Origin of the sequence: Polynucleobacter sp. MG-28-Ekke-A2, assembly GCF_035012985.1 — a bacterium.
Classification (GTDB): domain Bacteria; phylum Pseudomonadota; class Gammaproteobacteria; order Burkholderiales; family Burkholderiaceae; genus Polynucleobacter.
Window position 1 is genome coordinate 39,359 of record NZ_JAYGQU010000003.1, and the last position, 19,266, is coordinate 58,624.

The 19,266-nt window shown below is 46.4% G+C and carries 16 protein-coding genes, 1 tRNA gene and 1 riboswitch; of the genes, 8 read left to right on the top strand and 9 right to left on the bottom strand.

The window, feature by feature from the left end; translation table 11 throughout:
• Window positions 1-33: 33 nt before the first annotated feature.
• Window positions 34-141, bottom strand: a riboswitch (TPP riboswitch).
• Between the two features lie 85 nt (window positions 142-226).
• The 4 genes from VC188_RS03275 to VC188_RS03290 form a co-directional block, all read right to left on the bottom strand.
• Entirely contained in the window at window positions 227-1,060 is an 834-nt protein-coding gene (locus VC188_RS03275) for an NUDIX hydrolase (RefSeq protein WP_323483014.1), read from the bottom strand.
• A 224-nt stretch (window positions 1,061-1,284) separates the two neighbouring features.
• A tRNA-Arg gene (locus VC188_RS03280) sits at window positions 1,285-1,359 on the bottom strand.
• Window positions 1,360-1,551: 192 nt separating this feature from the next.
• Window positions 1,552-2,784, bottom strand: a complete 1,233-nt coding sequence (locus VC188_RS03285; RefSeq protein ID WP_323483015.1) for an MFS transporter — start codon at window positions 2,782-2,784, stop codon at window positions 1,552-1,554.
• Between the two features lie 5 nt (window positions 2,785-2,789).
• Entirely contained in the window at window positions 2,790-4,010 is a 1,221-nt protein-coding gene (locus VC188_RS03290) for a CaiB/BaiF CoA transferase family protein (protein ID WP_216156374.1), read from the bottom strand.
• A gap of 79 nt (window positions 4,011-4,089) precedes the next feature.
• Between VC188_RS03290 and VC188_RS03295 the strand changes: the two genes are divergently transcribed.
• Complete coding sequence (locus VC188_RS03295) at window positions 4,090-6,078, top strand: DNA topoisomerase IV subunit B (RefSeq protein WP_215322099.1); 1,989 nt, start codon at window positions 4,090-4,092, stop codon at window positions 6,076-6,078.
• A gap of 71 nt (window positions 6,079-6,149) precedes the next feature.
• Window positions 6,150-8,525, top strand: coding sequence for a DNA topoisomerase IV subunit A (parC, locus tag VC188_RS03300; protein WP_323483099.1), 2,376 nt, complete (start codon window positions 6,150-6,152; stop codon window positions 8,523-8,525).
• Between the two features lie 14 nt (window positions 8,526-8,539).
• On the opposite strand, the gene VC188_RS03305 is transcribed toward parC, so the two are convergent.
• Window positions 8,540-9,499, bottom strand: coding sequence for an XdhC family protein (locus VC188_RS03305; protein ID WP_323483016.1), 960 nt, complete (start codon window positions 9,497-9,499; stop codon window positions 8,540-8,542).
• A gap of 63 nt (window positions 9,500-9,562) precedes the next feature.
• On the opposite strand from VC188_RS03305, the gene VC188_RS03310 reads away from it, so the two are divergent.
• Window positions 9,563-10,213: a nucleotidyltransferase family protein gene (locus tag VC188_RS03310; RefSeq protein WP_216156380.1), complete on the top strand. Its 651-nt coding sequence runs from the start codon at window positions 9,563-9,565 to the stop codon at window positions 10,211-10,213.
• 10 nt (window positions 10,214-10,223) lie between these two features.
• Here the strand turns inward: VC188_RS03310 and VC188_RS03315 are convergent, their stop codons facing one another.
• The 3 genes from VC188_RS03315 to VC188_RS03325 are packed head-to-tail and all read right to left on the bottom strand — an operon-like array spanning window position 10,224 to window position 12,786.
• Entirely contained in the window at window positions 10,224-10,682 is a 459-nt protein-coding gene (locus tag VC188_RS03315) for a RidA family protein (RefSeq protein ID WP_323483017.1), read from the bottom strand.
• Window positions 10,683-10,716: 34 nt separating this feature from the next.
• The gene (locus VC188_RS03320) at window positions 10,717-11,892 is read right to left on the bottom strand and encodes a vWA domain-containing protein (RefSeq protein ID WP_323483018.1); all 1,176 of its coding nucleotides are present in this window, start codon (window positions 11,890-11,892) and stop codon (window positions 10,717-10,719) included.
• 24 nt (window positions 11,893-11,916) lie between these two features.
• On the bottom strand, window positions 11,917-12,786 hold the full coding sequence (locus VC188_RS03325; protein ID WP_374222773.1) for an AAA family ATPase: 870 nt from the start codon (window positions 12,784-12,786) through the stop codon (window positions 11,917-11,919).
• Between the two features lie 163 nt (window positions 12,787-12,949).
• On the opposite strand from VC188_RS03325, the gene VC188_RS03330 reads away from it, so the two are divergent.
• Window positions 12,950-13,315, top strand: a complete 366-nt coding sequence (locus VC188_RS03330) for a c-type cytochrome (RefSeq protein ID WP_215322115.1) — start codon at window positions 12,950-12,952, stop codon at window positions 13,313-13,315.
• Window positions 13,316-13,346: 31 nt separating this feature from the next.
• A complete protein-coding gene (locus tag VC188_RS03335) occupies window positions 13,347-13,700 on the top strand; it encodes a cytochrome c (protein ID WP_323483019.1) in 354 nt (117 codons plus the stop codon).
• 70 nt (window positions 13,701-13,770) lie between these two features.
• Here VC188_RS03335 and VC188_RS03340 read toward each other — a convergent pair whose 3' ends face one another.
• Window positions 13,771-14,409: a GntR family transcriptional regulator gene (locus VC188_RS03340; protein WP_215322119.1), complete on the bottom strand. Its 639-nt coding sequence runs from the start codon at window positions 14,407-14,409 to the stop codon at window positions 13,771-13,773.
• A 94-nt stretch (window positions 14,410-14,503) separates the two neighbouring features.
• On the opposite strand from VC188_RS03340, the gene scpA reads away from it, so the two are divergent.
• From scpA to VC188_RS03355, 3 genes are read left to right on the top strand one after another with little or no spacing between them, the layout of a single operon-like run.
• A complete protein-coding gene (scpA, locus tag VC188_RS03345) occupies window positions 14,504-16,678 on the top strand; it encodes a methylmalonyl-CoA mutase (RefSeq protein ID WP_323483020.1) in 2,175 nt (724 codons plus the stop codon).
• Window positions 16,679-16,692: 14 nt separating this feature from the next.
• Window positions 16,693-17,718 carry a methylmalonyl Co-A mutase-associated GTPase MeaB gene (gene meaB, locus VC188_RS03350; RefSeq protein WP_323483021.1) on the top strand — a complete coding sequence of 342 codons (1,026 nt, stop codon included), beginning with the start codon at window positions 16,693-16,695 and terminating at the stop codon, window positions 17,716-17,718.
• 10 nt (window positions 17,719-17,728) lie between these two features.
• The gene (locus tag VC188_RS03355; RefSeq protein WP_323483022.1) at window positions 17,729-19,261 is read left to right on the top strand and encodes an acyl-CoA carboxylase subunit beta; all 1,533 of its coding nucleotides are present in this window, start codon (window positions 17,729-17,731) and stop codon (window positions 19,259-19,261) included.
• Window positions 19,262-19,266 lie beyond the last annotated feature (5 nt).

Genomic DNA, 19,266 nt, shown 5'->3' on the forward strand with positions numbered 1-19,266 from the left:
ATCTCCTGGCTGTTTTAGATGGACGAAACCGGGTGTCGGTCTGATGTAACTCCCCACGCCAGCATTACCTGGATCGGGTTCTAGGGTCTTTCTCAGCGCCTTCTAGCAAAACTGCTATGAAGGGCACCCCTGTTTCATCCTTAAGATGAATTTAACCACGAATTGACGGTTTAAGGCATGACGCTAGTCAACCAGCAGCCCTGATGCGCTAAACAAGGCGAATACCCTATTTATTGCTGCGCAATATGAAGTCAGCCGTAACAAAAGCAGCATCAGAGGTAAATTCATCAGCCAGGATTCTGGCGGCAGCCTCTGGCAGGGAGATTTCAATAAAGCCACTCACTTCGCCATCATGATTTGTGGGGACAAAGTTATCAGCCAGCTCTAAATCGTAGATGTATAGCTGCTCATCATGAAAGCCTCGACCTTGAGATGGGCGGCGCATATGAATCCGTCCCACAGGTTCAATCTGATCGGAGATTTGTTCGGGTACACCAGCCTCTTCCCAAAGTTCGCGTCGTGCGCTGACCCAGGGTGTTTCATCAGCAGTAATTCCGCCGGCAGCCAAGTTGTCTAACTTGCCTGGATCAGTAGGTTTAGTTTCACTGCGTCTACCCAGCCAAATGGTGTTGCCGCGGGTGTAACCATTTATATGCGTTGCCATACTCCGAAAACCAAAGGTACGAAACGCAGCGCGCTCCATGCGAAAGTATTTATGACCATTTAGATCAACCCAAGCAAAGTCTTCGTTACGCCAGCCTGGAATAAATCCACCCAGTCTCATGCGATTGGCTAATTGATAAAGGCTGTTAGACAAATCTCTAGGTTTGCCTAATTGAATGGTGAGTTTGTCATGACCCATGGCAATGAGTGCAATGGATTCTTTTTGTAAAGACTCTTGCAGATAAGGAATAAATTCTGGATTGAGGTGGCCAATGAGTTGCTCACCTGTTGCGCCGCGGGATAAATAAATCGGCAGGTATTCCGCAGGAGCAGAGCGCGCCGTGTTTTGGAGCATTTCCTCAAGGGCGGCTAAGGTGCTGGTTGAAAGGCTGGTCATGGTCTAAGTGTAAGGGAACTTGCCTTTCCATGCCTCCAATGGTTAAGCTGCATAACACAAATTCCTATAAGAACTAACTTAAATATTTATAAGCAAACACGCAAAATAGAGCAGGATATCCTGCACACAAATTAGGCAAGCTAGGTCTACCTATACAAATCTGTGACTTACGAAAACTTTTGAGGATTTATCCACAATGCCTGTGGATAAGTATTGGGAAATTTTGGTCCCGCCGACAGGAATCGAACCTGTATCCCACGCTTAGGAGGCATGTGCACTATCCATTGTGCTACGGCGAGATGCTAAAAAATAAAAAAGTGTGCTAGGTCAATTCTAAGGAATTACAAACCACGAATTACCAACCACACAGCGCCCATACTTGATTTGTCACTGCCACCATCATATCGGGTGCGAAGTACATCGAGAAAACAAACAACAAAGCGAATAGAGCAAACCCATAAAAAATGATTTCCCCAATGCTTGGTTTTCTCTTAAGCATTGGCCACTCTGTGAATTGCTCGCTCCTTTACGGGAAGATTAACCAAGAAAGCAAAGACGCCCAATCCAATCGCGATCTCCCAAACAATTAAATAAGAACCAGTTTGGTCAAATAAATAGCCGCCTAGGAAGGCTCCGCAGAAACTGCCCAATTGATGAGAGAAAAAGATGAGGCCAGAAAGCATCGTTAAATACTTCACGCCGAAAATTTGCGCAACGATACCGTTGGTCAGTGGAATAGTTGAGAGCCACAAGAAGCCCATGATGGCCGCAAAGATATAAGTGCTCATCGGTGTTGGTGGCAATAACAAGAACGCTGTAATGGCAATGGAACGCCCAATATAGATTGCAGATAGTAAATAGCGTTTAGGGAAGCGCTGACCTAGGATGCCAGAGCTATAGGTGCCGAAGATATTAAACAGGCCAATTAAGGCTAGGGCGGTCGTGGCAACAACCGGAGCCCCAACAGCTGGATAGGTAGAAGACAGATCCTTAAGGTAAGGCGCCAAATGCACCGCAATAAACACTACCTGAAATCCGCAAACAAAATAACCTAGGGTCAGATAACGAAAGCTTGGATTACTCATTGCTTCCTTTAATGCCTGCTTAATCGTCTGATCACCTGGATTATGGTTGTAAGTGAAATTCTTTTCACGCAACATGAATGCGGTTGGTACCATCAAACTTGCCATCAACGCCAACATTAGTAGTGCATCTTGGGTGCCAAACATGCTGAGCAAGCCTTGCTCGGCTGGAATCATGAGGAACTGACCAAATGAACCGGCAGCTGCAGTAATGCCCATTGCCCAAACCCGCTTCTCCGCAGACACATTGCGACCCAGGATTCCATAGACCACGCTGTAGGTCGTGGCAGTTTGTGCCAAGCCGATGAGTAAGCCACCAGCCAATGTAAAATTCATGACATCAGTAGAGATAGCCATGCCTGCCAAACCTAGGGCGTACACAATCCCACCAGCAACCATAATTTTAAATGCGCCGTAACGATCGGCCAAAGCCCCAGTAACTGGTTGCACAGCCCCCCAAATCAGATTTTGTAAAGCAATAGTCAGAGCAAACGTTTCGCGACCCCAGCCATTGGCTGAAGTAATGGGTAAATTGAAGAGGCCAAAGCCATGACGAATACCCATCGATAGGGTGACCATGAGTCCACCATAAATGAGGACTTCCTTCATCGAAAGCCCTGCTTTGGATGTTTGTGTTGTCATGGTTCCTAGATGATCCCCTTAGTACGTAAAACTTCAATCGCTTGATCATCCAGCTTGAGACGTTCATGCAAGATCTCTTGCGTATGCTGACCCAATGTTGGTGGCGCCATTCGCACCTCAGTGGGTGTTTTAGAAAGACGCATAGGACTAGCAACTAATTTCATAGTGCCAACGGTCGGGTGTGGTACATCAATCTGTACTCCACGATGAATTACCTGTTCGTTCTCAAAGACTTCTTTGAAGTTATTGATCGGACCACAAGGAACATTAGCTTTCTCAAGCTGTGCAATCCATTCACCTTTGGTCTTCTTGCGCGTCATTTGTTCTAAAAGCGGAATGAGTTGCTTGCGATGCTCAACACGCTGCGGGTTGGTTGCAAAGCGCGAGTCATCCGCTAACTGGGGTTCGCCACCTGCAGCTACAAAATGTCGAAATTGACCATCGTTACCAGCCCCCACAATCATCCAGCCATCAGAGGTGGGGAAAGTTTGATAGGGAACAATGATCGGAGAAGCATTACCCCAGCGTTTCGGAACTTCTCCTGAGGTGAGGTAGGCACTCGATACATTGGCCATCACGGCTACTTGTGTATCTAGTAGTGACATATCAATGTATTGACCTTCACCGGTATGGTCTCGATGCACAATGGCAGCGAGAATGGCGGTACTGGCATACATGCCAGTAAAGATATCCGCGATCGCAACCCCGGATTTTTGTGGGCTAGCACCCTCGAAGTCATGAGCTTCACCAGTCACGCTCATGAAGCCGCCCATACCTTGAATAATAAAATCGTAGCCAGGGCGATGGGCGTAAGGCCCAGTTTGACCGAATCCAGTAATTGAGCAATAGACTAAATCGGGTTTGACCTTCTTCAGGCTTTCGTAGTCGAGTCCATATTTAGCCAAGTCACCCACTTTGTAGTTCTCGATGACAACATCAGAATCAGCCGCAAGTTTGCGAATTAGCTCTTGACCCTCGGGCTTGGCAATATCAACCGTAATGGAGCGTTTATTGCGATTGATGCAAATAAAATAGGCAGATTCGTCAGTTTCCTTGCCATTGGCATCTTTGGCGAATGGAGGGCCCCAATGGCGGGTATCGTCTCCAACCCCAGGTCTTTCGACTTTGATGACATCCGCACCCAAATCGGCAAGATTTTGAGCGCACCAAGGACCAGCCAAGACACGGCTAAGGTCTAAAACGCGAATATGACTTAAGGCTCCCATCCCCCGATTTTGGCATGGATGAAAGGGGAATTCCCGAAAAATTCGGTCTGGATCTCAGACATGACTACAATTTGCGCGCATGGCTACCCGTAAAACTTCCGAATACAGCGAATCGTCGATTCAGGTCCTAAAAGGACTAGAGCCAGTCCGTCAACGGCCTGGAATGTACACCCGCACCGACAATCCACTCCATATCATTCAGGAGGTGCTGGATAACGCATCCGATGAGGCTTTAGGAGGTTTTGGCAAGCAAATCATCGTTACGATGCATAGCGATGGCAGCGTGAGCGTGGAAGATGATGGTCGAGGTATTCCAGTGGGAATGCATCCAACTGAGAAATTGCCGGTTGTTGAGATCGTGTTTACCCAGCTACATGCAGGCGGTAAGTTTGAAAAAGGTACTGGTGGAGCATACGCATTCTCAGGTGGCTTGCATGGTGTGGGTGTTTCAGTAACCAATGCTTTATCCAAAAGATTAGAAGTCACCGTTTGGCGTGACGGCCAAATGTCAACATTGACCTTTGCCGATGGCAAGGTGATTGAAAAGCTCAAAACGATTTCTTCTCCAAAAGAAGATAAGTCACACGGTACGCGCGTTCGTGCATGGCCAGATGGTAAGTATTTTGATAGCTCAGTGATTCCAATGCCTGAGCTCATTCGCCTACTACGTTCCAAGGCTGTTTTATTGCCGGGTGTGAAGGTAACCCTGATTCAAGAAAAATCAGGCGATACCCAGACTTGGCAATATGCGCAAGGCTTGCGCGGTTATTTAAATGAAGCAATTGCGCAAGCTGGCCATGGTGCTGAAGTCATTCCTCCGTTCGAGGGTGAGCAATACGCTACCGGTACTGGAGAGGAAGATTCTTTTGCTGAAGGCGAGGGCGCGGCTTGGGTTGTTTGCTGGACTGAAGATGGTGCGCCAGTGCGCGAGAGTTATGTGAACTTGATTCCAACACCTGCAGGCGGTACTCACGAAAGCGGTTTACGTGAGGGCTTATTTAATGCTGTTAAAGGCTTTATTGAGATGCATGCATTGCAACCGAAAGGCGTGAAACTCATGCCTGAAGACGTTTTTGCTCGCGCATCTTTCATTCTGTCAGCCAAAGTATTGGACCCTCAGTTCCAAGGACAGATTAAAGAGCGTCTGAATTCTCGTGATGCTGTACGTTTAGTTTCCGGCTATGTGAAGTCTGCCTTAGAGCTTTGGCTCAACCAACACGTTGACTACGGTCGCAAGTTAGCCGACCTGGTGATCAAGCAGGCGCAAGCGAGAACTCGTGCTGGTCAGAAAGTGGAGAAGAAAAAATCCTCTGGCGTAGCCGTACTCCCGGGCAAGCTTACAGATTGCGAGAGCGAAGATATCAGCATGAATGAAATCTTCCTTGTGGAGGGTGATTCTGCTGGTGGTTCAGCCAAGATGGGACGTAACAAGGAATATCAAGCCATTCTGCCATTGCGCGGCAAGGTATTAAATACCTGGGAAGCTGAGCGCGACCGCTTGTTTGCCAATAATGAGGTGCATGACATCGCTGTAGCGATTGGTGTGGATCCGCATGGAGCAAATGACACCCCCGATCTTTCCAATCTACGCTACGGCAAGGTATGTATTCTTTCTGATGCAGACGTCGATGGCGCGCATATTCAAGTATTGCTGTTAACCTTGTTCTACAAACATTTCCCTAAACTCATTGAGTTAGGGCATATACATATTTCTAGACCGCCACTATTTAGAGTGGATGCTCCGGCGCGCGGTAAAAAACCAGCGCAAAAGATTTATGCCTTAGATGCTAATGAGCTTCAGGCTATTGAGGATAAATTACGTAAAGATGGCGTCAAAGAAACTGCATGGCAGATCTCTCGCTTTAAGGGCTTAGGAGAAATGAGTGCAGAGCAACTCTGGGATACCACTCTGAATCCAGATACACGTCGTTTGCTACCGGTTACTTTGGGCACGTGGACTGAAGACGAAACCTTTAAAACAATGGATATGCTGATGGGTAAATCAGAGTCTGGTGCACGCCGTGACTGGCTTGAAGAGCGCGGCAATGAAGTGGAGGCAGATATCTAATGACAACTAAAAAGACTCCTGGAAAAAATACTCCGGCTGATCAGGCCGACTTGTTCTCTAGCCCGATCGAAATCGATATTGTTGAAGTAGATGAAGCTCCTGCTGTAGCTGCTACCTCAGGTGGTGGATCAAGCAATCACGACCCCAAAACAATTGATCTCAATGAAGATGGAAAAGATAGCTTAACTCTGGCGGTATACGCAGAGCGTGCATATTTAGATTACGCAATTAGCGTAGTTAAAGGACGTGCATTACCCGATGTATCTGATGGTCAGAAGCCTGTGCAGCGCCGTATTTTGTTCTCGATGAGCGAAATGGGCTTACGCGCTGATGCAAAACCGGTGAAGAGTGCACGTGTAGTTGGTGATGTATTGGGTAAGTTCCATCCGCACGGCGACCAATCTGCATATGATGCTTTAGTTCGTTTGGCACAAAGCTTCTCATTGCGTTACCCATTAATCGATGGTCAAGGTAACTTCGGCTCGCGCGATGGCGATGGCGCGGCAGCGATGCGTTATACCGAGGCTCGCCTAACCAAGATTGCTGGTTTGCTACTGAGTGAGATTGATGAGGGTACGGTAGATTTTGCACCGAACTACGACGGCTCATTCCAGGAGCCTAAATTATTACCAGCGCGCCTACCGTTTGTATTGCTCAATGGCGCATCCGGTATTGCAGTAGGTATGGCGACCGAGATTCCTTCACATAATTTGCGTGAAGTGGCTACCGCTGCCGTTGCTTTAATGAAGTCTCCAAAGATGAGCACTTCAGAGTTATTGGAAATCATGCCTGGTCCCGACTATCCAGGTGGCGGTCAAATTATTTCTTCTGCTGCAGAAATTGCGCAGATTTATGAAGCGGGTCGCGGCAGTATAAAAGTGCGTGCACGTTGGTCTGTCGAAGAGCTCGCTCGAGGTCAATGGCAGATCGTGGTTAACGAATTGCCTCCAGCTACATCTTCACAGCGTGTTTTGCAAGAGATTGAAGAAATCACCAACCCGAAGGTTAAGGTAGGCAAAAAGACCTTAACACCTGAACAAAATAATCTTAAATCAACCATCTTGAATGTGCTCGATGGCGTGCGTGATGAATCCAGCAAGGATGCCGCAGTACGTTTGGTATTTGAGCCCAAGAGTAAGAATATTGACGTCAATGAGTTTGTCAATTTATTGCTTGCTCACACTTCATTGGAATCCAATGCACCAATGAATTTGGTGATGATTGGTAACGATGGGCGCCCACGGCAAAAAGGCTTAAAAGAAATTCTGTCTGAGTGGGTTGCATTTAGAGTTGCCACAGTGACGCGCAGAACTCAGCACCGCTTAGGCAAAGTCAAAGACCGTATGCATATTTTGGAGGGGCGCTTAACCGTTCTTCTCAATATTGATAAGGTCATTAAGATCATTCGCAATAGCGATGAACCTAAAGCTGATCTTATTAAAGAGTTCAAGCTGAGCGATCGCCAGGCTGAAGATATTCTAGACATTCGCTTGCGCCAGTTGGCGCGTCTTGAAGGCATCAAGATCGAGCAAGAGCTGAAAGAGCTTAAGGCTGAACGTGATGACCTAGAGGGTTTATTGCAAAACGATGCCGTATTGCGCAAGCGCATCATTAAAGAAATCGAATCCGATATGAAGGACTTCGGCGATGATCGTCGCACCCTGATTCAGGAAGATAAGCGCGCCGTTGCTGAGACCAAGGTCGTTGATGAGCCGGTTACAGTGATTGTTTCTCAAAAGGGCTGGGTACGTGTTCGCCAAGGTCATGAGCACGATGCAACCCAATTTGGCTTCAAAGCGGGCGATGCTTTATATGCTACCTTCGAGGTAAGAACTGTAGATGTAATTCAGGGCTTTGGAAGTGACGGACGTGTATATACAGTTCCTGTCAGCGAATTACCAGGGGCTCGTGGTGATGGCTCGCCATTAACTAGTTTCGTCAATTTGGCTGCTGGCTCACAAATGGTTGCCTATTACGCTGGTCAACCTGATGATTTAGTGTTGCTATCCACTAGAGCAGGTTATGGATTCTTGGCCAATGTATCTGATATGACTACTCGTAATAAAGCGGGTAAATCATTCTTGAGCATGGACGCTAAAGTTCCTGGCGATGCTCCTTTAGGTGCTGCCAAGGTGAAAGTAGGTATGAAGCAAGTTGCCTGCTTATCAGAAACTTCTAAGTTATTGGTATTCCCACTAGATGAACTCAAGCGTCTGCCAACCGGCGGTAAGGGTGTAATTTTGATGGGCTTGGATGAAAAAGAGCACTTGGCTTCTGCTATCGCAGTTGGGTCGGATGGTGCCACCTATTCAGGCGCTGGACGTGCCGGTAAACCAACTGAACTCGGCCTTGATGCCAAAACATTGAAGTCTTTTGCAGGTAACCGCGCACGCAAAGGCCACTTTGTTGAGCCGCGGTTGAAAGACGGCAAGTTAACAGCAAACTAAGCTAGTTAAATCAGCTAAGTATTCTTCGAAATACTCACACCATATTTAACGGCAATCACTTCTGCCAGAATCGATACAGCGATCTCTGGTGGAGTGAGTGCGCCGATATAAAGCCCAACAGGGCCGTGTAACTTTTCAACTTGTTCTTGGCTCACGTCGAACTCGAGTAAGCGCTCTTTGCGCTTCTGTGTATTTTTGCGACTACCGAGTGCTCCCACATAAAAGGCAGGTGACTTTAAGGCCTCCATCAAAGCCATGTCATCTAACTTAGGGTCATGTGTAAGAGCAACGACAGCAGTGTGAGAGTCAACGCCAATTTCCAGCAAGACATCATCTGGCATGCCCTTTACAAAGGTGATGTCTGAGCGATTTAAACCCTCGGCATATTCTTCACGGGGATCAATCACAACGACTTCAAAGTCGGAAGCCAGCGCAAAATCCGCGGTGTATAGGGATAGCTGACCAGCGCCAATAATCACCATGCGCCAACGGGGGCCGTAGGTGGTTTTCATTTCTTGTTCGGTGCAAGCAAATTCATCGCTGCGATCGCCTAAACGGAGGGTGGATTTGCCAGTAGCCAAATTTACGGAGCGGCGCGTAATGTGATGGGATGAAATATTTGCAAGCAACTTCTCTAAAATTGCCAATTCTGGTTTTGGTTCGACTAGCAGGCGAAGCGTGCCACCACAAGGTAGACCAAAACGGGCAGCTTCTTGCTGGGTTACTCCATAAACCACCATTTCTGGGGTATCGCGAGTGAGGATTTCAGATTGGACTCGACGAATAAGGTCATCTTCAACGCAGCCACCTGAAACAGACCCAGCAACTTGCCCATCAGCTCGAATAGCCAGCCAGGAGCCGACTGGACGCGGTGCTGAACCCCAAGTCTGGGCAACGGTTGCAATCGCAACAGATTGACCCGCTTGGAGCCATTCGACGGCAGATTTGAGTACGCTTAAATCGGTGCTGTTCATGCGTTTTCTTCTTTTTCGTTCTTTTGTGAAAGCTTTTATTAATAACTATTTATTATCACTCTAATGACAGTCTCCGGTGAATCCTCCAAAAGCCCCAATTTGCGTCTAGCCATCCTGATATTGGCGGCGGGTGAGGGAAGTCGTTTGGGTGGATATCCAAAAGCCCTGTTAAAAAAAGACGGGGATAGTTTGTTAAAGTACTTTGTCCAATCAATTCAAACTCTTGAGCCCTTAGAGACTCTGATTGTTACCGGCTTTTACTCAGATCAAATTGAAGCAGAAATCAAATTAATCAAGCAGTTCGTAGCAAGCCCAATCACTTGGGTAAAAAATCTCCAGCCAGAATTGGGTCAAGCCTCTTCAATACGTCTTGGTCTTGAATCTCTAAGGAGTGACTACGATGTGTTGACGATTGCTTTATGCGATCAACCCAGCATAGCGAGTACTGAGATAGAGGCATTGCTAGGGCAATTTAATCAAAGAGCCGCAAACCAGGAAATCATTCTGCCAATGGTGAATGGTCAGCGAGGTAACCCGGTATTGTTTTCAAGAAGGGTGATCAATCAAATTTTATCTATTCCCGGAATGGTTTGCAGGCCCTATATGAATGAGCATCCAGAGTTGGTCAAATCATTTACAACCGATAACAAGGCCTATTTAATGGATGTCGACACGCAATCTGACATCCAGAAACTAGGGCTTGATCCTATTTAATTAAAACCAATTAAATCTCCGCAATGAGTTCAATTTCTACACAAGCACCAAGCGGGATTTGAGCAACGCCAAAGGCGCTACGCGCATGTTTGCCAGCGTCGCCAAAAACTTCAAACAACAATTCTGAGCAGCCATTCACCACTAAGTGTTGCTCGGTATAACTGTCAGTGGAGTTCACCAAGCCCATGACTTTAACGATGCGCTTTACTTTATCTAAAGAGCCCAAGTGATTTTGTAAGGTAGAAATCAAGTCAATCGCAATAGCGCGGGCAGCGGCTTTCCCAGTTTCTGTATCCATATCTTTACCGAGCTTACCGACCCAAGGCTTACCATCACGTTTGGCGATATGACCAGAAAGAAATACGGTATTACCAGTAGTGGCAGCCATGACATAGGCAGCAGCAGGGGGTCCTGGTGGCGGTAAATCGATGCCGAGGGTCTTAAGGCGTTCGTTAATAGTTGTGCTCATATGTGGTTTCTGTAATTAAATTGAAAAAGAAATCTTACTTGGAAAGTTGACGCATGGCACTTTCAAGGCCATTCAGAGTGACTGGGTACATAAGATCTTTCATGAGGTTTTGCATGATGTCGATTGATTGACGGTATTGCCAGATGGATTCAGGCTCTGGATTGAGCCATGCAAAATGGGGGAAGTGATCAATCAGTCTATTAATCCAAACCGCCCCAGCTTCTTTGTTGTTGTACTCGACAGAACCGTTAGGGCTCAATATTTCATAAGGAGACATCGTCGCATCTCCAACAAAGATGAGCTTGTAGTCGGGCCCATATTTATTAATGATGTCTTGCGTTGCAGTCACTTGATCACGTCTGCGGCGATTGCTTTGCCATAAGTTTTCATAAACACAGTTATGGAAATAGTAATGTTCTAAGTGCTTAAATTCCGCTTTGGCAGCAGAAAATAACTCAGCAATGCGTTGGATATGATCATCCATCGAACCACCGACATCCATGAGCAGTAGAACTTTTACCTGGTTGTGTCGCTCAGGTCGCATTTGAATATCAAGCATGCCTGCATTGGCAGCTGTTGAGTGAATGGTTTTATCTAAATCCAACTCTAGAGTAGATCCCTCTCGGGCAAAGCGCCGTAAGCGCCGTAAAGCGACTTTAATATTGCGTGTGCCTAATGCTAGATCGCTGTCGTAATCCTTAAATTCTCGAGCTTCCCAGACTTTGATAGCCGTTCTGTTGCCGGCACTCTCGCCACCAATACGGATGCCTTCGGGGTGATAGCCGCTGTGACCAAATGGTGAAGAACCACCTGCGCCAATCCATTTATTGCCACCGCCATGCCATTCTTTTTGTTCTTTTAAAAGCTCCTCAAGACGCTTCTTTAGGGCATCCGGACCGCCTAATTTCTGCAGCGCAGCTTTTTCTTCATCCGTTAGTACATGTTGAAGTTTTTTCTCTAACCATTCCAGTGGAATATCTGGCGATAGCGCAATGATTTGTTCAATCCCGTTGAAGTAGCTGCCAAATACTTGATCAAACCGATCAAAGTGTTGCTCATCCTTAACCAAGGTTAAGCGCGAGAACTGGTAAAACTCATCAATCGAGGGGTTAATAACACCCGATTTCAAACCCTCCAAAAGAGTTAAAAACTCTCGCACTGAAACAGGCACCTTGGCCTCTTTCAGATTTAGAAAGAATTGAATCAACATGTCAGAAGTCTTCTGGCTAACAAGTTAGCGATGATTGCGATTCATCATGACCAAGCGCTCAAATAGATGAATATCTTGTTCATTCTTAAGTAAAGCCCCATGCAATGGTGGTACGACAATCTTTTCATCGCTGCTGTGCAGCGCTTCAGGTGGGATATCTTCCGCCAATAAGAGCTTGAGCCAGTCGATTAATTCAGATGTAGAGGGCTTCTTTTTTAAGCCCGGCAACGAGCGTATCTGGTAGAAGGCCTTGAGGGCAGCATCCAAAAGATCCTGTTTGATATTGGGGTGGTGCACATCCACGATGCTTTGCATCGTATTGGCGTCCGGGAAGGTGATGTAATGAAAGAAGCAACGACGTAAGAAGGCATCGGGCAATTCTTTTTCATTATTTGAGGTAATGATGACGAGCGGGCGATGTTTAGCCTTAATCAATTCACGAGTTTCATAGACATAAAACTCCATGCGATCAATTTCACGTAATAAGTCATTCGGAAACTCAATATCCGCTTTATCGATTTCATCGATTAGCAATACTGTCGGCTCATCTGCTTCAAAAGCTTGCCAAAGAACACCTTTGACAATGTAGTTGCGAATATCGTTTACTTTTTCATCACCCAATTGGGAGTCGCGCAAACGGCTTACAGCATCGTATTCATATAGACCCTGCTGAGCCTTAGTGGTTGATTTGATATGCCATTGCAACAGCGGCATGTTGAGGGCAGCAGCGACTTCTTCAGCGAGCATGGTTTTTCCAGTGCCGGGCTCACCTTTAATGAGAAGGGGGCGCTGCAGAGCAATGGCTGCATTCACGGCCAATTTCAGATCATCGGTAGCGACATAGCTTTGGCTGCCTGCAAAGCGATTTTGAGAGAGTGGGGAGGATTTGCTCATAGACATACCTAAATAAGTACTGGATTAAGCATTCAAGTATAGGTAAATGAGGGGAATTTTTCAGTGTTTCTACTGATTTTGGCCTCTGAAATGACGGGGAAGGCATCTGTCCGCTATACTCTTCCCAAATTGATCTAAATCAAACTCATTAATACTGATTTCCATGAAAAAACTCTCATTTCTTCCTCATTTGGCCGTTGCTGCAACTTTAGCTTTTGCAGGTTCAGTTGCTCAGGCTGATGAAGTTAAAGGTAATGCCGCTGCTGGTAACGCTAAAGTTTGGCTTTGTGTTGGTTGCCACTCTATCCCAGATTACCGCGCTGATTACCCATTGGTTTACAAAGTGCCTATGTTGGGCGGTCAAAATGGTGCCTATATTGCGACTGCTTTGTCAGAGTACAAAAAGGGTGAGCGCAAGCATCCAACGATGCGCGCTATCGCTGCCAGTTTGTCTGACCAAGATATGGCCGATATTGGCGAATACTATGCTGCGCAAACTGCCAGCACACCGAACAACCCATTGAAGTGATTCATTGATAAAGATACATAGAGATACTTTTATGAAATTTGCACTAATTACAGCAGTTTTGCTCTCCAGCATTGGTTTGGTAAACGTAGCAAATGCTGCTAACGTAGATAAAGGTCAGGCATTGGTAGAGAAGGGCAATTGTGCTTCTTGCCATGGTGCTGGACTCAATGCCCCAATCTTGCCGGCTTATCCAAAGTTAGCTGGCCAGTATTCCGATTACTTGTATTACGCTCTGAAAGCATACAAAGTAGGTAACGGCAACCCTCAGTATGGTCGTAATAACGCCATCATGGGCTCACAAGTTCAAGCCTTTAGCGATGCTGATATGCAAGATATCGCTGCTTATGTTTCCAGCTTGCCAGGTAATTTTGTTATTAAAAAGTAAACCTTGCTAGCTCAGGCTACTTAGATTAAAGGCTTAGAATATCTTTCTAAGCCTTTATTTTTTATAGGTTTTATCTTAACGCTTCCAGCCCTTGGGCAAGGTGTTTGCGCATCACCGCTTCAGCAGCATGCTCATCTCGTTTGAGAAGTGCTCGAAGGATTTCTCGATGCTCAACTAATGAGTTTTGCAGTCTACCGGTGCTGGTTAATGAGTCTCTACGATGTAATTTAAGTACTTTACGTAGATCAGCAATAACGCCATTCATCCATTTATTGCCTGCAATTTCTTGTATTAGCTCATGAAACTTGCCATTTATCTCAAAAAACTGCTCAATATCACGGTCAGCAGCTGCTTTCTCTAGGCGGTGATGCAGGTGATCCAGCATATTCAATTCAGCTTCAGTCGCTTTAATCGCTGTTTCCTTAGCGGCTTGACCCTCTAAAAGAGAGAGAATCGTGAAGATTTGCTCTAGATCTTTTCTGGCTACCTCAGTCACATAGGCGCCACGACGCATCTTGATGGTGACAAGGCCTTCGGAGGCCAAAACCTTAATCGCTTCACGCATTGGTGTGCGACTAATACCAAACTGGTCTGCCAAGGATTGTTCATCTAACCAGCTTCCAGGCGCCAGCTGTTTGCTAAATATCTGCTCCCGTAGGCGGTCGGCAACGTCTTCGTATAGGGGCCTATTATTCAGTTTTGTATTCATAATTATGAATACATTATGTAGACAAATGAATAATTGTCAAGCAGAATGTAAGGACATTACGATGCAACGCAGCAAAAATTAACCAGGAGTTTTTGTGAGTTCTAAAGAAAACAATTCATGGCCATCCTTTCCGGAAACTAATCTGGAGGCTTGGAAAAAGTCAGCGCAAAAATCTGCACCTAATGGTGATGTTGATTCTTTGGGCTGGAAAACGCCAGATGGAATTCATTTAAAAGCCTTATACACATCATCTGATGTAGAAGGCCTTAATTACACCGATACATTGCCTGGATTTGAACCATTTGTACGTGGCCCTCAAGCAACGATGTACTCGGTTCGTCCTTGGACCATTCGTCAGTACGCTGGTTTTTCAACTGCAGAAGAATCCAATGCGTTTTATCGCAAGGCGCTTGATGCAGGTGGTCAAGGCGTATCCGTTGCTTTTGACTTAGCCACTCATCGCGGCTACGACTCCGATCATCCACGCGTTACTGGTGACGTTGGTAAGGCCGGTGTTGCCATTGACTCTGTTGAAGATATGAAAATCTTGTTCGATGGCATTCCATTGGACAAGGTATCTGTTTCGATGACGATGAACGGTGCTGTATTGCCGGTACTGGCTGGTTACATTGTGGCTGGTGAAGAGCAGGGCGTAAAACAGGAGCAGCTATCAGGAACTATTCAGAATGACATTCTGAAAGAGTTCATGGTGCGCAACACCTATATCTATCCACCAGAGCCTTCGATTCGTATTATTGGCGACATTATTGAGTACACCGCTAAGCACATGCCGAAGTTCAACTCGATTTCTATTTCGGGTTATCACATGCAAGAAGCAGGCGCCAACCAAGTATTGGAATTGGCTTTCACATTGGCTGACGGTAAAGAGTATGTAAAAACCGCACTTGCCAAAGGCTTAGATGTTGATGGTTTTGCAGGCCGCTTATCTTTCTTCTTTGCAATTGGTATGAACTTCTATCTTGAAGTTGCAAAGTTGCGTGCCGCACGTTTGTTGTGGTGGCGCATTATGAAATCCTTCGAGCCCAAGAACCCAAAATCTTTGATGTTGCGCACACACTGCCAAACATCCGGCTGGTCTTTGACCGAGCAAGACCCTTACAACAATGTTGTGAGAACAACTGTTGAGGCCATGGCAGCTGTATTTGGCGGGACTCAGTCATTGCATACCAATTCCTTGGATGAGGCGATTGCCTTGCCTTCTGAGTTCTCAAGCCGTATTGCACGTAATACCCAATTGATTTTGCAAGAAGAGACGCATATCCCAAGCGTAATTGATCCATGGGCGGGTTCTTACATGATGGAGAACCTTACACAAGAGATGGCTGATAAAGCTTGGGAGATCATCCAGGAAGTGGAAGCCATGGGTGGGATGACGAAAGCCGTTGAAAGCGGCTGGGCTAAGCTCAAAATTGAAGCTGCTGCAGCTGAAAAGCAAGCCAAGATTGACTCTGGCTCAGATGTCATCGTAGGTGTTAATAAATACAAACTAGGCAAAGAAGACCTGGTTGACGTGTTAATGATCGATAACGATAAGGTGCGCGAAGGCCAAGTTGCTCGTTTGAAGGATATTAAGGCTAAGCGTGATTCCAAAAAAGTAGAGGCTGCGTTAGAAGCGTTAACCAAGGCTGCTGAAGATAACTCTGGTAACTTATTGGAGTTGTCGGTAAACGCCATTCGTTTACGTGCGACGGTAGGTGAAGTTTCGGATGCATTAGAAAAAGTTTACGGGCGCCATCGCGCCGATACTCAAAAGGTGACTGGTGTGTATGCAGCTGCTTATGACTCAGCCGAAGGCTGGGCAAAACTCCAAACAGAGATTGCTGACTTTGCAAAAGACTTCGGACGTCGTCCGCGGGTAATGATTGCGAAGCTCGGCCAAGACGGCCACGACCGTGGTGCAAAAGTAGTTGCTACTGCTTTTGCCGACTTAGGTTTTGACGTGGATATCGGGCCTTTATTTCAAACCCCTGAGGAGTGTGCTCGTCAAGCTATCGAGAACGACGTTCACGCATTAGGTGTCTCAACATTGGCGGCTGGTCATAAGACCTTGGTGCCAGCCATCATTGCTGAATTAAAGAAGCAGGGCTCAGATGACATCATCGTGTTCGTTGGTGGCGTCATTCCGAGACAGGATTATGAATTCCTCTATGAGGCCGGTGTCAAAGGTATTTATGGTCCAGGCACTCCAATTCCGGCTTCGGCCAAGGATGTGCTTGAGCAAATTCGCAAGTCTGTGAAACCAGCTTAATACGGATCATAGGCATGCTCGAAGCTGCTGATCAGGTTCTGGTGAATGATCTCACTGGTGCGCCTTCGCTTAAACAGCGACGCGCATTAGCAAAGATCATTACTTTGCTTGAATCGACTCGACTAGACCACCGTCATCGTGCAGATGATGTCCTGAATTCTTTATTGCCCAAAACAGGTAAATCATTTCGTTTAGGAATCTCAGGAGTACCCGGAGTTGGTAAATCAACTTTGATTGAAACTCTAGGCCTTTATCTAATCGAAAAAGGTCATCGAGTTGCCGTATTGGCGATTGATCCTTCCTCAAGCATTTCTGGCGGCTCCATCCTGGGTGATAAGACTCGTATGGAGCGCTTATCTGTTTTAGAAAATGCCTTTATTCGTCCCAGCCCTTCGTCTTGCACGCTAGGCGGCGTAGCAGAGAAGACGCGTGAAGCTATGTTGGTTGCAGAGGCTGCAGGTTTTGACGTCATCATTGTTGAAACGGTCGGCGTGGGGCAGAGTGAAATCGCAGTTGCTGGTATGACGGATATGTTTCTGTTGTTGCAGCTACCAAATGCAGGCGATGATTTGCAGGCAATTAAAAAAGGCGTGATGGAAATTGCCGATTTAATTGTGATTAATAAAGCAGATATTGATCCTGATGCCGCTATGCGTGCCCAGCTATTCATCACAAGTTCATTGCGTCTATTAGGTTTTCAGGGCAACCCTGATCATGCCTCCCACCTCAAAGAATCATGGCACCCCCAAGTAATGAGCTTGAGTGCTTTAGAAGGAAAAGGTGTGCCAGAGATGTGGGATAAGGTTTCTCACTTTGCTTCTCTTCAGAGGGCAAATGGGAAGTTTGAATCTCGTCGCAAGGAGCAGGCTGGCGCATGGATGTGGGATCGCATTGATGCTGGATTAAAAAACGCATTTCGTAGCAATGAAGTAGTACAAAAACTTCTACCAAGTTTGAGTGCCCAAGTAAACCAAGGAACCATGGCGGCTTCAGTTGCAGCAAGACGACTACTGGAAGCCATGGGGCATGAATTTTTCTAAGGAGTAGGAAATGAAGGACATCATTGAACAGCTTGAGGCCAAGCGTGAGCTTGCCCGATTAGGTGGTGGGCAAAAACGTATTCAAGCCCAGCACGCTAAGGGTAAATTAACCGCTCGTGAGCGTATTGAGCTCTTGCTTGATGCTGCTACCTTTGAAGAGTGGGATATGTTTGTTGAGCACCGCTGTCATGACTTTGGCATGGCTGATCAAACGGTTCCTGGCGATGGTGTGGTTACCGGCTACGGAATGATTAACGGACGTTTGGTATTTGTTTTTTCACAAGATTTCACTGTTTTAGGTGGCTCCTTATCAGAAGCCCATGCAGAAAAGATTTGTAAGATCATGGATCAGGCACTCAAAGTAGGTGCTCCTGTGATTGGCTTAAATGACTCTGGTGGTGCACGTATTCAAGAGGGCGTTGCATCTCTTGGCGGTTATGCAGAAATTTTCCAGCGCAATGTCACTGCATCTGGCGTGATCCCCCAAATTTCATTGATCATGGGTCCTTCAGCTGGGGGTGCTGTTTACTCGCCGGCGTTGACTGATTTCATCTTCATGGTGAAAGATAGCTCTTATATGTTTGTGACTGGTCCTGAAGTCGTTAAGACCGTAACTCATGAGGATGTGACTGCTGAAGAATTGGGTGGTGCAGTAACTCACTCAACAGTATCGGGTGTTTGTGATTTGGCTTTCGATAACGATGTTGACGCGATCATGATGCTGCGTCGTTTCTTTAACTACTTACCGCTCTCAAACCGTGAGAAACCACCTTTGATCAAAGGTGCGAACCGTACAGAAGAGCCTGATTTTTCACTAGATACATTAGTGCCATCCAATCCAAATCAACCTTACGATATGAAAGAGTTGATTGAAAAGATCGTTGATGATGGCGAGTTTTTTGAATTGCAACCTGATTACGCAAAAAACATCGTGATTGGCTTTGCTCGTATCGAAGGCCGTTCGATTGGTATTGTTGCCAATCAACCACTGATTCTGGCTGGTTGTTTGGATATTAAGGCATCCATCAAGGCTGCACGTTTCGTACGCTTCTGTGATGCATTCAATATTCCTGTAGTGACCTTAGTCGACGTTCCTGGATTTATGCCTGGCACTGCACAAGAATACGGCGGCATTATTAAGCATGGTGCGAAATTGCTCTATGCCTACGCAGATTGCACCGTACCTAAGGTGACCTTAATTACTCGTAAAGCCTATGGTGGCGCTTACGACGTGATGGCTTCTAAGCATTTACGAGGTGATGTGAACTTTGCATGGCCTTCAGCAGAAATTGCTGTGATGGGGCCTAAAGGTGCGGTAGAAATTATCTTCCGCGAAGAAAAGTCAGATCCACAAAAGATTGCGGCACGTGAAGCTGAATATAAGTCTAAGTTCGCCAACCCCTTTGTGGCAGGACGCCGTGGCTATATTGATGACGTTATTCTTCCGCACGAAACTCGCAAGCGTATTGCTCGTTCACTGGCAATGCTCAAAGACAAAGACTTAAAGAATCCTGCGCGTAAACACGGCAATATTCCTCTGTAAGGCGC

Bases quoted from the DNA above. Each gene is read 5' to 3' on its own strand.
- VC188_RS03340 (WP_215322119.1), bottom strand. From the start codon at position 14,409: ATGAATACAAAACTGAATAATAGGCCCCTATACGAAGACGTTGCCGAC.
- VC188_RS03275 (WP_323483014.1), bottom strand. From the start codon at position 1,060: ATGACCAGCCTTTCAACCAGCACCTTAGCCGCCCTTGAGGAAATGCTC.
- VC188_RS03305 (WP_323483016.1), bottom strand. From the start codon at position 9,499: ATGAACAGCACCGATTTAAGCGTACTCAAATCTGCCGTCGAATGGCTC.
- meaB (WP_323483021.1), top strand. From the start codon at position 16,693: ATGCTCGAAGCTGCTGATCAGGTTCTGGTGAATGATCTCACTGGTGCG.
- VC188_RS03320 (WP_323483018.1), bottom strand. From the start codon at position 11,892: ATGTTGATTCAATTCTTTCTAAATCTGAAAGAGGCCAAGGTGCCTGTT.
- VC188_RS03315 (WP_323483017.1), bottom strand. From the start codon at position 10,682: ATGAGCACAACTATTAACGAACGCCTTAAGACCCTCGGCATCGATTTA.
- VC188_RS03325 (WP_374222773.1), bottom strand. From the start codon at position 12,786: ATGAGCAAATCCTCCCCACTCTCTCAAAATCGCTTTGCAGGCAGCCAA.
- VC188_RS03290 (WP_216156374.1), bottom strand. From the start codon at position 4,010: ATGGGAGCCTTAAGTCATATTCGCGTTTTAGACCTTAGCCGTGTCTTG.
- VC188_RS03330 (WP_215322115.1), top strand. From the start codon at position 12,950: ATGAAAAAACTCTCATTTCTTCCTCATTTGGCCGTTGCTGCAACTTTA.
- VC188_RS03285 (WP_323483015.1), bottom strand. From the start codon at position 2,784: ATGACAACACAAACATCCAAAGCAGGGCTTTCGATGAAGGAAGTCCTC.
- VC188_RS03355 (WP_323483022.1), top strand. From the start codon at position 17,729: ATGAAGGACATCATTGAACAGCTTGAGGCCAAGCGTGAGCTTGCCCGA.
- VC188_RS03335 (WP_323483019.1), top strand. From the start codon at position 13,347: ATGAAATTTGCACTAATTACAGCAGTTTTGCTCTCCAGCATTGGTTTG.
- VC188_RS03310 (WP_216156380.1), top strand. From the start codon at position 9,563: ATGACAGTCTCCGGTGAATCCTCCAAAAGCCCCAATTTGCGTCTAGCC.
- VC188_RS03295 (WP_215322099.1), top strand. From the start codon at position 4,090: ATGGCTACCCGTAAAACTTCCGAATACAGCGAATCGTCGATTCAGGTC.